Consider the following 12,383-nt stretch of genomic DNA (forward strand, 5'->3'; position numbering starts at 1 on the left):
CATGATGCAAGCGGCGGCGGATAAACGCCTCATACGGTTCCGCAAGGATCGGAAGCCCAGGATCCGCGCCACGATCGATATGACGGCCCTCATGGACGTCGTTCTGAACCTGTTGATTTTCTTCATGCTGGGAACAACCTTCGCCACGCAGTTCCCCGTGACCATCAAGACCGCCGAGGCCGCCGGGCCGTCCGCATACGAGGAAAAAGACTTGTCAATCACGCTTTCGCATGAGGGCGGGATTTTTGTGAATGAGGAACAGGTGGACGGATTCGACGAAGTTTCGCGCATTCTCGCAGAGGCGCATGCGCAACGCCCGGACATCACCGTCGTAATCCGGCCCGATGCCCGCATCGAAAGCGCGCGGCTCATCGAAGTGCTCGGACTGGTCAACGATGCCGGCATCCGCCATTGCACGATTGCCGCCCGTCCCGCCGGGCCGCCGCAACGGTAACGCGCCATGCCGCGCGCTTCCGCTTTTAACATAGCACTCGCCGTCTCGGTCCTGTTTCATCTTTCGATGGTGTCGGTTTTTTCGATCGTGATTCTTCTGCCAAAACCCGAAACACGGCAATTTACCATCGGACTTGTCCAACCCCCAACCCCGGACAGCGATCAGCCGATGCCGACCGATCGGTACCCGAATCTGCTCGCGTTGGCCGATGAATCGGATACCGACTTGCTGCCACCCGTCGAACTACCCCGGCTCGCGTCGTCCCTGCCGGTCTTGCGCAGCCCGGAAGAAAGTCTTAAGATTCGTTCCCAGTTCAGCGAACTCTTCGAGACGCGCGAGGCCGACACGCCCGATTCATGGGCGCGGTTCACCAGCGAATTGCGCGGAATCGGCCCCGCGCTCTCGCAATGGGCATGGCCCCGAACCGTTCAAACAACGCCCAACCGCGTGCGGTTGGAATGTCCGGCGCCCGGAATTGCGCTGTTCGTCGAATGGATGTCCGATCCACGGGATCGCCGCGCCCTGTTTGTTCCTCCGATCGCTTCCCTGTGGCGCTTGGAACCGGCCCGGCCTACGGCTCCCATTTCGATTATTTTCAGCGTCAACGAAAAAGGAAAAGTGGAAAACGTCCAAACTTCCATCGAAGACGCCACCGGCGTCGTCTCGGAACTCCAAACTGTGCTTCCCCGTTTTCAATTCGAACCGATTGAAAACGTCCACTTGCAACGCGGCACGTTATTCGTCGAGGTCGAGGGCGGATCATGAGGGAAGCAATGCGGCACATACCCATGACGCCCCAAGCCGGACTCTTCACGCTGGCGACACCCGGAAAGGAAGACAGGAACGGCAAACGGCCATCGGCAAAGACCGTGGATGATCACGAAAAAGCAGGGGCGCCATCATCATGATCCAGATTTCGCTTACCTCCGCGCTCGTTTTTTACAGCGCCCTGCTGTGCGCGCTGGCCATTGCCATCTGGACGCATACGGAAATCGTTTCCCGGAGAATACAGGCGGTCCTAACCAAACAGTTTCTCTGGCGGTGCACATTTTGCGGATATATCTACCTTGACGAGCAGGCCGAACGGCTTTCAAGGTGTCCCCGCTGCGACTGTTACAACTCGACCGAAGACAAACTCGCCCGTTACATTCCCGCCGAGACGATCCGGGTTCCCGAAAGCCCCCGCGAACCCCAGCGCGACAGTTCCCACCGTAAACGTCCACACCAGCGACGCCGTGGACCGCGGCGGAGACGATAAGATATCAGGCGCCGAATCAAGTCCATGGGGTCCCCATCGTTCATCCTGCCCACAAGGCGGGAATTATCGTTGCCTTGCCGGGCTTGTAATGTTCAGAAGGATGAGGTGTACTCGCGATAGAGAGCCTCGCATTCATCTCTGTCCAATTCGCCCTCGGTCCACAGGATTCGGAAACGCATGCGCATGGGAAACCCGGGCTTCAAATCCGCATCGAAAAAGGCCCCGAAACGCCCATAGGCGCGTATCCCATAGACTAGATGTTCGAGACCCGGATTGGCGGGATGGGTCATGTGCAAAACGGCATGGCGCTTGTCTCGAATAGTGGAAAGGCAGCAAACCCAGAGCGCATCGTACACGACATCGTTGCGCCGGCGTTGTGCATTGCCCGGCAGCACGAACCGGGTGCCCCACGGCCGCCGGCAAACTTCATTCGCCAGGCGAATCTGGACACCGGCATGGTGCGGGTCCCCGCGCAGGGCGACAGGACGGTCCACGGCGGCCAGCCGCGACTGCAAATCGAACATGCGCGCGCCATATCGCGCGCGGCGGCACAACACGGACCGAAACTCGCGCAGGAAAGGCCGCCCCCCCGCGTCGCACCAATCCACGATGAACGCGTGGGCGGCCACATGCCCCGGTTCAGCCAGCCATCCGCCATGGCGCTGGGAACAATCCGTCATATGCCACGTGTCGAAGTTCCGCCCTTCCACTTCCGTGCGTCGCCAGCCGATATGCAGGCCACGCTGATGCGAATCGAAACCGCCCGCCCCTTTTGTAATCGGCAGCCCGTCGCAAGGACTATACAAATGCGTAAAGACTTTGCAGGTATCCGAATGGGCGGAGGGATCGTAGGGCGTCGAAACCGTCGCCAGCCACGGGTCGCCTTCCATGCACAGTTCCGCGCGCTGTTCCGGCACGACGGCGCATTCCTTGATCAACGATCCGTGAATGATGCCGTAGAATGTGACCGCCAACTTGCGCACGCGTAAGTCTCCGAATCGAATCAGGGTGCGGGCTTGCAATAATCGGCATACAGCGATTCGCAGGCGGCGCGGTCCAGTTCCTTGTCCGATACCGCAATGCGAAACGAGAATGCCGATGGCTTTCCGGCCTGCAAGTCCGGCTCAAAAAACGCACCGAATCGCGCATACCGGCGAATCGAATACACCGGCTGACCCAACGGATGACCGGACGGTGTCATATGAACGACCCAATAGCGCACATCGCGCACAACCGGACTGCAACATACCCACCATGCACCCACGACCTTGTCGTCCGGCAGTTCCTGGGCACCTTCGGGCAAAATGTATTTCGTCGAATCTTCATGGTCCGCCACTTCTTGCGCCATGCGGACCTGCATGCCGGCGTGCTGAAGATCCCCGCGCAACTGGATGTCGCCGGACGGGGCCAAAAGCACAGACTGAAAATCGAAAAGGCGCACGCCGCCGGGACCGGGCCGGACGGCAAGGGTCCGCGTCTCCTCGATAAGCACTTTTCCCTCCGGATCGCACCAGTGGATGCGCTCCGATTGCCGCGCGGAGTCCAGCCCTCCTTTGCGTTCCAGCCACGCCACATGGCGCTGCGAGGTATTCGCCATTTCCCACAAATTGAAGTGGAGACCGTTGGCCACGACATCCTTCCAGCCAATGAACATACCGCGATGATGCGGATATTTCCCGCCCGGTCCCTTGGTAATCGGGGCGATGCCCTGAAAATCGTGGATATGTGTGTAGACTTTGTATGTCTCATCGCGTTTTGCCGGATCGAAAGCGGCCATCATCGTGGCCATCCACGTTTTTCCATCGCCTTTCAACAGGCACGATCCGGGTTGTTCTTCAAACACGAACTCGACCGAAAAAGCAACCCCACACCATAACAGCAAAAAAGCCGACACACTCACTCTTTGCATCGCTCACCTCCCGTTCCCTCAACGATCGAAAAAAGTATATGCCTCCCTAATAACATGATTCAAAAAAACGAACCCCAGCGGCCCGCGCACACGCGATGGGATAGGCCCCAAAAAACGGCTGCAATGGCGGAGATTCAATGTGTGATCCGCCATCTCCTTATGAATTGGAACATGATGGCGGCCGAGGTCTCCGGCATACGGTCAGTCTTCGTTGTTCAATTTGGCCCCCATGATCAACCCCGCGACCCCTCCCGCCATGGCGGCCATCGCGATTTGGGCAAACAAACCTATGTCCGGCGGGGCAACCAAACGGGCTTCCAAGAGAAACATGACGGAGCCGATCACGACACAACTGAGCATTCCAGCCCCGGCCGCCCTGAACGGTCCCCAATTCAAATGCTTGACAAAGAAAAACAGCGAACATATCGTGAAACCGAGCACGAGCCCCGTGTTGGCGTTTGCGAAAAGAGTGCCCGGCGTGATGGCCTGCCCCTCCGTGCGACGAATAGTAAAGAAAGCGCCCACGACACCCCCCCCAACCAAAGCACCGGCCAACCCCGCCAGCAACGCCCGGCGAACAGTAATCGAAAAGGTTTCTGAATTCTGGACGGCCGCAGATGTCTTCTTTTTGGGGGATGGCGGCCCCAGATCGGACAGATCAATGGCGGGTATCAAAACGCGATCGTTTACCGTGGCGCCACACCGGCCACACCGCCCCGGCGTATCGGCATACTGGGGCGGAATTTTCATGACATGACCGCATGCGGCACAGGCAACCACTTTCGCCTCCCCATCCATTTTCGTCATTGCCTCCCCGCCCGCGGCGATTTGTTATTCCTCCGTTATGTACGTAAAATCGCACCCAATGCACTTTGACACCGTGTAATTATAACAGAGAAAGGACGCGGAATGGCGACGATGAAAAAAATCCTCATGGTACTGGGGGGACAATATCATCCCCTCGATCGGTGCGGCGAAATTGTAAAAAAACTTCTGGAAGACACCGGGCGGTATCTGGTCACACCGACGCACGACCTAAACACGCTGCGCGCGGGAAATATCGGGCGTTTTGATGCGGCAATCGTTTATGCCGACGGCGGGGAACTACGGAAAGATCAGGAAAATGGGCTTGTCAATTTCGTGAAGAATGGCGGCGCATTCATCGGATTGCATGGCGCGGCGGCCTCGTTCACGAAAAATGCGGCTTATGTGGACATGCTCGGCTCGACGTTTGCCGGGCACGATGCGCAGTTCGAGTTTCCCGTGACGCCGACAGCGGCGGATTCGATGATCACGCGGCGGATACAACCTTTTCGCGTGACGGACGAACTGTATCTGCTCGACAAATTCCAGGCGGATTCCTGCGAAGTCCTTGCAACGGCCATGTGGCGGGGCAAGCCGCAGCCCATGGCATACACACGGACCCACGGTAAAGGCCGGGTCTTTTTCCTCGCGCTGGGCCACGACGAACGCTCGCTGAATCACCCCGAAGTCCAGAAAATGATCCGGAGGGGCGTGGACTGGACCTTTGGTCGCAAAGAGATCAAATCCATGAAGGCGGGCGTCATCGGATACGGAAAATCGTTCAAGATGGGCCGACTTCATCTCGAAAGCATGCGCGCCGCCGGTTTTGAAATTGTGGCCGCATGCGACCTTGTCGAACAGCGCCGGATTGAGGCCGAGGAGGACTTTCCCGGCATTCCGACCTACGCCTCCTCACGAAAAATGCTTGAAAAATCAGGCGTGGAACTCGCCACGGTCATCACCGAGCACAACGATCACGCCAAACGGGTCATCGAATGCCTGAATGCCGGCGTCCATGCGATCACCGAGAAACCCTTCTGCATCACCATCGAAGAAGCCGATGCGATGATCGCCGCCGCCCGCAGGAACAGGCGCATGTTGAGCGTCTTTCACAACCGCCGCTGGGACGGCGACTACATGGCCATCAAACACGCGATCGCCAGCGGCCTGATCGGCGAGGTTTTCCATATCGAGGCCTGCATGGGCGGATACGGCCATCCGAGTTACTGGTGGCGGTCCGAAAAAAAGATCAGCGGCGGCGCGTTCTACGATTGGGGCGCACACGTCGTTGATTGGACCCTCGGACTCGTTCCGGCGCAAATCGTCGAGGTCTCCGGCTATTTCCAGGAAAAACGCGTCTGGCACGATGTCACCAACGAGGACCATTGCTCGGCCACGGTGCGCTTCTCGAACGGATGCAGCGCCTTCATCGAATTGTCGCAAATCGCCGCGGCCGGCAAACCGCGATGGCGCATCCTGGGTACGAAAGGCGGCATCCTCGACTACGATGACGACAAGTTTACTGTCATCAGTTACCGCGACGGCGTGCGATCCGAGGCGACGCTCAAGTACTTCGAGTCCGACTGGCACGCCTATTATCGCAACATTGCCGATCATCTCATGCTCGGCGAGCCGCTTGTCGTGACCCCCGAAAGCGCCCGGCGCGTCATCGCGGTGATCGCCACCGCCGAAAAATCATCCAAGGCCGGCAAAGCCCTGCCCATGCCCAAGCATTGCGCCTGAACAGCAATGAACCATCGAACCATACCCTAAACGGCCGCTCGGTTGTTCAACCATTCACATGGACAATCCTGCAGCCGATTCGATACATTTTCAGATACGTTCCGACAACGGGAGACAACGCGCGATGCGGCGCCACATTTTTTACGGCATCTGCCTGACGCTTCTGTGGAGCGGCTTGTCCGAAGCTGTAACGCGTTTTGCCCTGCCGGTCGCCGCGGGTGTCTGGTATCCAGCCGACAAAGCAGCGCTGGAATCGGCCCTGAAGGAGTGCATGAAAGACGCGCGGCCCCCGGCGGGCGAACGAATGGCGGCATGCATCGTGCCGCATGCGCCGTACCAGACATCCGGCGCCATTGCGGGCGCCGCGCTGGGAATGCTTCAGCCGGGACAATACGATCGCGTTATCGTGCTGGGGGCGTCGCACCGGAGTTCCTTCCGCGGTTGCTCGATTCCGTCGGTCGAGTTTTACCAAACCCCCTTGGGCAGCATTCCGTTGGATGGCCAAAGCATCCGGCAGTTGGATCTTTCGCCGCTCATCGAAGTGCGTAGCGTCAACTACCAGGCCGATTCGTCCCGCGTTCAAGTCCACGAAATCGAATATTCAATCGAGGCGACGTTGCCCTTCCTCCAGGAACGCCTTGGAACGTTCCGCTTGATCCCCATCCTAGTCGGCGATTTCCTTGATTACCAGAAGAAGACCGACGTGGACGCGATCGAAGCCGTCGCGAAATCGCTTCACCCCCTGATGGATGATCGGACCCTGCTGGTCGTCAGTTCCGACTTTACGCATTACGGCAACAACTTCAGTTACCGCCCTTTCAAGGAAAACATCATCGAATCCATCGAAGCACTGGACAAGGAGGCGTTCCGCCTCATTCTCACGCGGGATTTCCGGGGCTTTGTCCGCTATCTCGACGATACCCGCAATCCAATCTGCGCGAAAAACGCCATCGCCATCCTGCTGCGGATCGTGCCGAAATCCGCAACCGGCCGCCTGCTGGCCCATGACATTTCCGCGCGCAAAACGGGCGACACCCGAACCTCCATCAGTTTCGCTTCCCTGGCCTTTTTCGTCCCGGACCCGGCCGTGGAAGAGAAACCGGAATAACCGCGCTTTTTTCAGGAGTCCCGTTTTCCAGCCCTTTGCGTCAAGTTCTTTGCAGGCGATTGGGGCAAAGACAATCCCACTTCCTTTTTTCGGCATCCACGGACCGTCTTCCGATCTTCCACAGATGACGCAGATACCCAGAGATTGAAAAAAAGACCTACATGTTCGATGCAAGCGATTCAAACTTGAATGCGGGATGCGGGTGCAATGCTTCGCCTCTTCCCACATCTTCGCATCGAGTTCTTTTTCGGCAAGCCGGGCAAGGATGAAAGAAAGGCCGCGAAAAAAGGAAAGACTGATCCGCTGATCAAACTCCCGAAAAGCGGGTCAGTCCCTTTTGTTCACTTGCTGTGGTCGTTTGTCCCTTGCATCGGCGACTCACGACGCTAGAACATGGACGTCATGACGGCAAAGGCCTGCGTAATCGGAAATTCGCCCGGATACTTGATGAACTCGACGTGTCCGTCCAGAAACATGACGTTTGATCCGCCGGGCACGTGGTTGAACTCATCGGCGGTCGTGCTGGCAAGATCCCATTCGATGGGAATGACGCTTTGCGCGCGCGTCGTTGCGCCGGGATTGTTGATGTCGGTGATGAAAAACCGCTCGATACCCTCCCGCATCTGATAGATGGTGATTTCTTTTCCGTCCTGGTTCGTGAACTTGAAGTCGGTGTCATACAGGTTTTGCGAGCCGGGGGGATCGATGGCCGACTGCTGCGTGAGAAGCGTGTTGACCTTGGTGATGAAGCCAAGATCCAGATACGTGCCAATCGCCGCCACGCCCAAGGGCATATTGCCCGGATTGGGATCCGCGCCGGATTTCAAATATCCTTCGCCGTCGCGTCCTGTCAGGGCCCAATTCACGTACATGTACGATTCGGCCGTAATCGCGCACGGATCCACCTTGCCGTTGATAAACCAGTACTGCTGGGCCTTTTTCGCCTGGGAATCCGACGGACAAATCAGGATGTTCACGTCCGTCAGGTATTCGGGATAAATGGACTTCCCGTCCGGCACGAATTCCGCGTCGCCGCCCGCCGTCGGCGGCAGATACGGATTGTTGTATCCGCATTCGTTGTACGAACTGTAGATGACCTCCGCATTCTGGACCTGATACGACAACCGGGCGGCCATCATGGGAAATTTCTGGGCGCGGTTTTCGTTCGCGTACATCTTGTACACCACGCCAAGCTGTTTCAGGTTGTTCTGGCAACTCGAACGGCGTGCTGATTCACGGGCTCGGGCAAGCGCGGGCAACAGTATTGCCGCCAAGATGCCAATGATGGCGATGACAACCAGCAATTCGATGAGCGTAAAACCTTGCTTTTTCATGTGACAACCCTTTGTGTTGGACTTCGCCAGTAGTTCGGAAAACTGCCCTTACACTTCGGCCATCACCTGCTTGGGTAAACGTCCCCAACGATCTCCTTTCTCATGTTTTTGTCGCATTTACCGACGCGCAAACTGCTCTATTCGCCGCCAAACTGCACAAGCTATCACTTGTCGCGACTACTATATCGCTGATTTCTCATATTGTCAATACCATCTGATGAAAAAGATTGCCCCGAATTGCCAATCGATCCGCTTTAGGGCTGTCGGTCCCCCGTCGCCAACGCGGCGGCAACCGCTGTCCACGGCAATTCGGCACATCCGATGCGAACAGGATAATCGCGGACCCGTTCAAGCATGGCAAGGGAAGCGGTCGGCGCCGGTTCCGCCCGGTCATTGAGAAAAGCCTTCACGGAAAGACACATTTTTTTCGCTTCCTCCACAACCTCCCCCTGCACGGCGACGGTCATGAGCGAGGCCGATGCCGTGGCCACGGCGCACGCCTTGCCCTGAAAACTTGCCTCGGCCACGACGCCGTCCTCGACGCGCAGAAAAACGGCGATACGATCGCCGCACAGCGGATTATCCGCCTCGCCGGAATGCGTGGCGCCGGGCATGGGGCGGAAATTCCGCGGATTCCGGTTATGGTCGAGCAGGACTTGGTCGTATAGGTTCATCGAAAAATCCCGCGCACGCGGTCCAGCGCTTGCATCGTCAAGTCAATTTCTTCCGGTGTGTTGTAAAAGGCGGGCGCTATTCGAACGACTCCCGGAACGCCCAGCGCATCCATCAACGGCTGCGCGCACAGATTGCCCGCGCGCACGGCGATACCGTCTTCATCGAGCATCTGGCTGACGTCATGCGGATGCACACCCTCCAAAGAAAAAGAAACCGCCGCAGCCCGTTCGGTGGGATCGCCATGAATCCGGACGCCCGGAATGTCTTTCAGACCGCGCTCGACCTGATGAATCAGGGATTGCTCATAGGCCGCGAGGCGCGCGCGCCCGGCCCGTTCGATGTATTCGATGGCCTCGGCCAAGGCGATGGCCTCCGCCACGGGCGGCGTGCCGGCCTCGAATTTCGCCGGCGGTTCGCGGAAGGTGGACGAATCGCGGCCAACGTGCGCAATCGCGCCGCCGCCCCCCTGCCACGGGGGCATGTCTCGCAACAGATCCCCACGTCCGTACAGGATCCCGACGCCCATCGGCCCCAGCATCTTGTGGCCGGAAAACGCATAGAAATCGCAGCCCAGCGCGGTCACATCAACCGGCAAATGGCCGGCCGCTTGGGCGCCGTCCACCAACACGGGAACCCCTTTCGCATGGGCGATTTCGATGAGGGAGCCGATGGGATTGACGGTTCCGGTCACATTGGAAACATGGACGACGGCCAGCAGGCGAGTGCGCGGACCCAGGCGCCGCGCCAATTCATCGGCCCGCACTTCGCACGCCCGGCCCGCGGGTATCCATCGCAGGATCGCGCCATGTTCCCGGCAGACGATTTGCCAAGGGACGATATTTGCATGGTGTTCCATTTCGGTCACGAGAATTTCATCCCCGGGCCCGAGTCTCCGACGTCCGAAGGTCTGCGCAACGAGATTGATGCTTTCCGTCGTTCCGCGCGTGAACACGATCTCGCTGCTGCTTCCGGCTCCAATGAACCGCGACACCCGGCTCCGCGCCTGTTCATACAAGGCCGAGGCCTGATCGCCAAGCCGGTAAATGCCGCGATGAACCGGCGCGTTCTGTAGCGCATAGAACCGGGTAAGCGCATCAATGACGGCGCGCGGCTTCTGGGTCGTCGCAGCATTGTCCAGATAGATGACCGGAACGCCGGAATCGGTCAGCAGCGGAAAATCGGCGCGCAATCGCCGGATATCACCCCCGCCAAGCGGTTTCGTTTCATTCACGGGACTGTCCATTTCACGGAACGCCGGTTAGTTTCGCGAGAAACTCAAGAGTCTTGGGTGTGTCCCACGCCGCGGCGCCCGTGTGGCGAAATGCCAGTTGGCCGTCGGGGGCAAAGATCATCGTTGCGGGGATCCCGGTAATGGCCATGAACGCCGGGGGGCGTTCTTTCGCCAGATACACCGGCAGCGTGTACCCTTCCGCTTTCATAAACGTGCGGACAGTCTCCGCCTCTTCCCGCGAAACAAACGCAAACGCCACGCCCTTATCCTTCGCCGCGTCGTAAAGACGCTGCACGCTGGGCATTTCGGAACGGCACGGCATGCACCACGTCGCCCAGAAATTCAGGAAAAGCGTTTTGCCGCGGAACGACGCCATCGGCACTTCCCGTCCGTCGAGATCGTAAACGGACCACGCATAATAATCCACGGGCTGAAGCGGTAGCTCAGGATAATTCAGGTGGTCGTCGCCCAATTCGAGAACCGCCGGCTTGCCCGCATTGCGAAAAACCCCGGCCCAATCCGTGCGAAACAAACCGGACCATGGCGTGTCGAAAACCAGCACCAGCGCCGCAAGCAACAACGCCTGCCACGCCATCGCGCAACTGGCGCCCGGAAGCCCGGTCCATCGAGGGAAACGGCCGCGAGTCTGCATGATCCTGCACACGCTCAACAGGAAAGCCGGCAGGACAATCAACGTCGCCAGCCCCAACAGCAACATCGGCACATAAATGGGGCCGAGACGAAGACTGCGCGTCCCATGCAGCCAGGACCCGCTGCCCCAAACAACCATCATGCCCCAGTAAGTAATCAATACAAAGCCGCCCAGAACCGCCACGGTCCCGTAAAACGCCTTCACGCGTCCCATCGCCCGTTTCCTCCAATAGGCCTGAACCCTTATACGGGATCGGCCCCCTTTCAGACAAGGAACACCTATTCGCCAACGCGGTCTTTCAGCGGATTCGAGACAATAAGGATGAGAATTTCCAGGAAGATTGGCATTTCCGGGCAATTTCATGTCGGATCAGGCAACGAGATCTTGTGTTGAAATTGAAAATGGCTGCTTTGTAGCGCCGATTTCCAAATCGGCATGTCGCGTTTCAACAAGCCGATTTGGAAATCGGCGTTACATTCCCAACTTCGAGAACATGGTACTCTCAAGTTAATAATACAAAAAAAACTTTTTGACTTTTTTCTATGATAAGTGTAAAATTCAAATGTGAGGGAAGTTTAATTAAATGAAAACAAAGCGGGGTAGTGCGCCAGGGAGGATCTACGAATTATGAAAAAGACCGTTTTTTCGTGCTGACAATGCTCTGTTCCCTTCCTGCTATTTCAGGGGTATGGTACGTTGACAGGGATAATTTGTCCGGAACGGAAGATGGCTTGAGTTGGGCCACGGCTTTTCAAACCATCCAACCCGCGCTGGATTTGGCGGCACGGGACGACGAAATCTGGGTGGCCGAAGGGATCTATGACGAAACCCGTCCCAGTCCGAACGGTAGCCTGATGATAACCCAGCGCCGCGTGTATCTGTACGGGGGATTCGCGGGAACGGAGACGGAACGCAACCAGCGCGACTGGGCAGTGCGCACGACCATTATTGACGGTTCAAACGGCCGCGGCCCCGGTATTCCGGCCTATCATGTTATCGAGGGAAACAATCGCGCCACCCTTGACGGGTTTTCGATTACCGGCGGGCGTGCGGACGGAGAGGAAAGTCTGGGATATGGCGGCGGCATGTACAATCATGGCGGCGGAGTTTCCGTGGCCAACTGCCGCTTCTATGGCAACTACGGCCTCTTGGGCGGCGCCATGCACAATTGTCTCGGCGCTTCGGCGATTGTAGAAAACACGGTATTTTTCAACA

Annotated in this window: 13 protein-coding genes; 6 read left to right on the top strand and 7 right to left on the bottom strand. The window is 57.9% G+C overall.

Annotated features, from left to right (window positions below):
• Position 1 precedes the first annotated feature (1 nt).
• The 3 genes from P5540_17115 to P5540_17125 all read left to right on the top strand — a co-directional run bounded on the left by P5540_17115 (position 2) and on the right by P5540_17125 (position 1,712).
• Positions 2-454 carry a biopolymer transporter ExbD gene (locus P5540_17115; GenBank protein HRT66540.1) on the top strand — a complete coding sequence of 151 codons (453 nt, stop codon included), beginning with the start codon at positions 2-4 and terminating at the stop codon, positions 452-454.
• A 6-nt stretch (positions 455-460) separates the two neighbouring features.
• Complete coding sequence (locus tag P5540_17120) at positions 461-1,219, top strand: hypothetical protein (GenBank protein HRT66541.1); 759 nt, start codon at positions 461-463, stop codon at positions 1,217-1,219.
• A 139-nt stretch (positions 1,220-1,358) separates the two neighbouring features.
• Positions 1,359-1,712, top strand: a complete 354-nt coding sequence (locus tag P5540_17125; protein ID HRT66542.1) for a hypothetical protein — start codon at positions 1,359-1,361, stop codon at positions 1,710-1,712.
• 92 nt (positions 1,713-1,804) lie between these two features.
• Here P5540_17125 and P5540_17130 read toward each other — a convergent pair whose 3' ends face one another.
• The 3 genes from P5540_17130 to P5540_17140 form a co-directional block, all read right to left on the bottom strand.
• On the bottom strand, positions 1,805-2,695 hold the full coding sequence (locus P5540_17130; GenBank protein HRT66543.1) for a PmoA family protein: 891 nt from the start codon (positions 2,693-2,695) through the stop codon (positions 1,805-1,807).
• 20 nt (positions 2,696-2,715) lie between these two features.
• Entirely contained in the window at positions 2,716-3,621 is a 906-nt protein-coding gene (locus tag P5540_17135) for a PmoA family protein (protein ID HRT66544.1), read from the bottom strand.
• A 201-nt stretch (positions 3,622-3,822) separates the two neighbouring features.
• Positions 3,823-4,428, bottom strand: a complete 606-nt coding sequence (locus P5540_17140) for a hypothetical protein (protein ID HRT66545.1) — start codon at positions 4,426-4,428, stop codon at positions 3,823-3,825.
• Positions 4,429-4,530: 102 nt separating this feature from the next.
• Between P5540_17140 and P5540_17145 the strand changes: the two genes are divergently transcribed.
• A complete protein-coding gene (locus P5540_17145) occupies positions 4,531-6,168 on the top strand; it encodes a ThuA domain-containing protein (protein ID HRT66546.1) in 1,638 nt (545 codons plus the stop codon).
• A gap of 124 nt (positions 6,169-6,292) precedes the next feature.
• A complete protein-coding gene (amrB, locus tag P5540_17150; GenBank protein ID HRT66547.1) occupies positions 6,293-7,276 on the top strand; it encodes an AmmeMemoRadiSam system protein B in 984 nt (327 codons plus the stop codon).
• Positions 7,277-7,662: 386 nt separating this feature from the next.
• Here the strand turns inward: amrB and P5540_17155 are convergent, their stop codons facing one another.
• The 4 genes from P5540_17155 to P5540_17170 form a co-directional block, all read right to left on the bottom strand.
• On the bottom strand, positions 7,663-8,610 hold the full coding sequence (locus tag P5540_17155) for a DUF1559 domain-containing protein (GenBank protein ID HRT66548.1): 948 nt from the start codon (positions 8,608-8,610) through the stop codon (positions 7,663-7,665).
• Positions 8,611-8,864: 254 nt separating this feature from the next.
• Complete coding sequence (locus P5540_17160; protein ID HRT66549.1) at positions 8,865-9,284, bottom strand: SUF system NifU family Fe-S cluster assembly protein; 420 nt, start codon at positions 9,282-9,284, stop codon at positions 8,865-8,867.
• A complete protein-coding gene (locus tag P5540_17165) occupies positions 9,281-10,516 on the bottom strand; it encodes a cysteine desulfurase (GenBank protein HRT66550.1) in 1,236 nt (411 codons plus the stop codon). Before P5540_17165 ends, P5540_17160 begins: the two co-directional genes overlap by 4 nt.
• Positions 10,517-10,529: 13 nt before the next feature.
• Positions 10,530-11,381, bottom strand: a complete 852-nt coding sequence (locus tag P5540_17170) for a TlpA disulfide reductase family protein (GenBank protein ID HRT66551.1) — start codon at positions 11,379-11,381, stop codon at positions 10,530-10,532.
• Positions 11,382-11,899: 518 nt separating this feature from the next.
• Here P5540_17170 and P5540_17175 point away from each other — a divergent pair.
• Positions 11,900-12,383, top strand: a 484-nt coding sequence (locus P5540_17175; GenBank protein HRT66552.1) for a hypothetical protein, incomplete at its 3' end; no start/stop codon positions are given.

The sequence above is a fragment of the Candidatus Hydrogenedentota bacterium genome, from assembly GCA_035450225.1.
GTDB lineage: Bacteria > Hydrogenedentota > Hydrogenedentia > Hydrogenedentales > SLHB01 > DSVR01.

What these genes read in the sequence shown, in the direction of transcription:
- P5540_17115 (HRT66540.1), top strand. Translation starts at nt 2, where the DNA reads ATGATGCAAGCGGCGGCGGATAAACGCCTCATACGGTTCCGCAAGGAT.
- P5540_17120 (HRT66541.1), top strand. Translation starts at nt 461, where the DNA reads ATGCCGCGCGCTTCCGCTTTTAACATAGCACTCGCCGTCTCGGTCCTG.
- P5540_17125 (HRT66542.1), top strand. Translation starts at nt 1,359, where the DNA reads ATGATCCAGATTTCGCTTACCTCCGCGCTCGTTTTTTACAGCGCCCTG.
- P5540_17135 (HRT66544.1), bottom strand. Translation starts at nt 3,621, where the DNA reads ATGCAAAGAGTGAGTGTGTCGGCTTTTTTGCTGTTATGGTGTGGGGTT.
- P5540_17140 (HRT66545.1), bottom strand. Translation starts at nt 4,428, where the DNA reads ATGACGAAAATGGATGGGGAGGCGAAAGTGGTTGCCTGTGCCGCATGC.
- P5540_17145 (HRT66546.1), top strand. Translation starts at nt 4,531, where the DNA reads ATGGCGACGATGAAAAAAATCCTCATGGTACTGGGGGGACAATATCAT.
- amrB (HRT66547.1), top strand. Translation starts at nt 6,293, where the DNA reads ATGCGGCGCCACATTTTTTACGGCATCTGCCTGACGCTTCTGTGGAGC.
- P5540_17155 (HRT66548.1), bottom strand. Translation starts at nt 8,610, where the DNA reads ATGAAAAAGCAAGGTTTTACGCTCATCGAATTGCTGGTTGTCATCGCC.
- P5540_17160 (HRT66549.1), bottom strand. Translation starts at nt 9,284, where the DNA reads ATGAACCTATACGACCAAGTCCTGCTCGACCATAACCGGAATCCGCGG.
- P5540_17170 (HRT66551.1), bottom strand. Translation starts at nt 11,381, where the DNA reads ATGGGACGCGTGAAGGCGTTTTACGGGACCGTGGCGGTTCTGGGCGGC.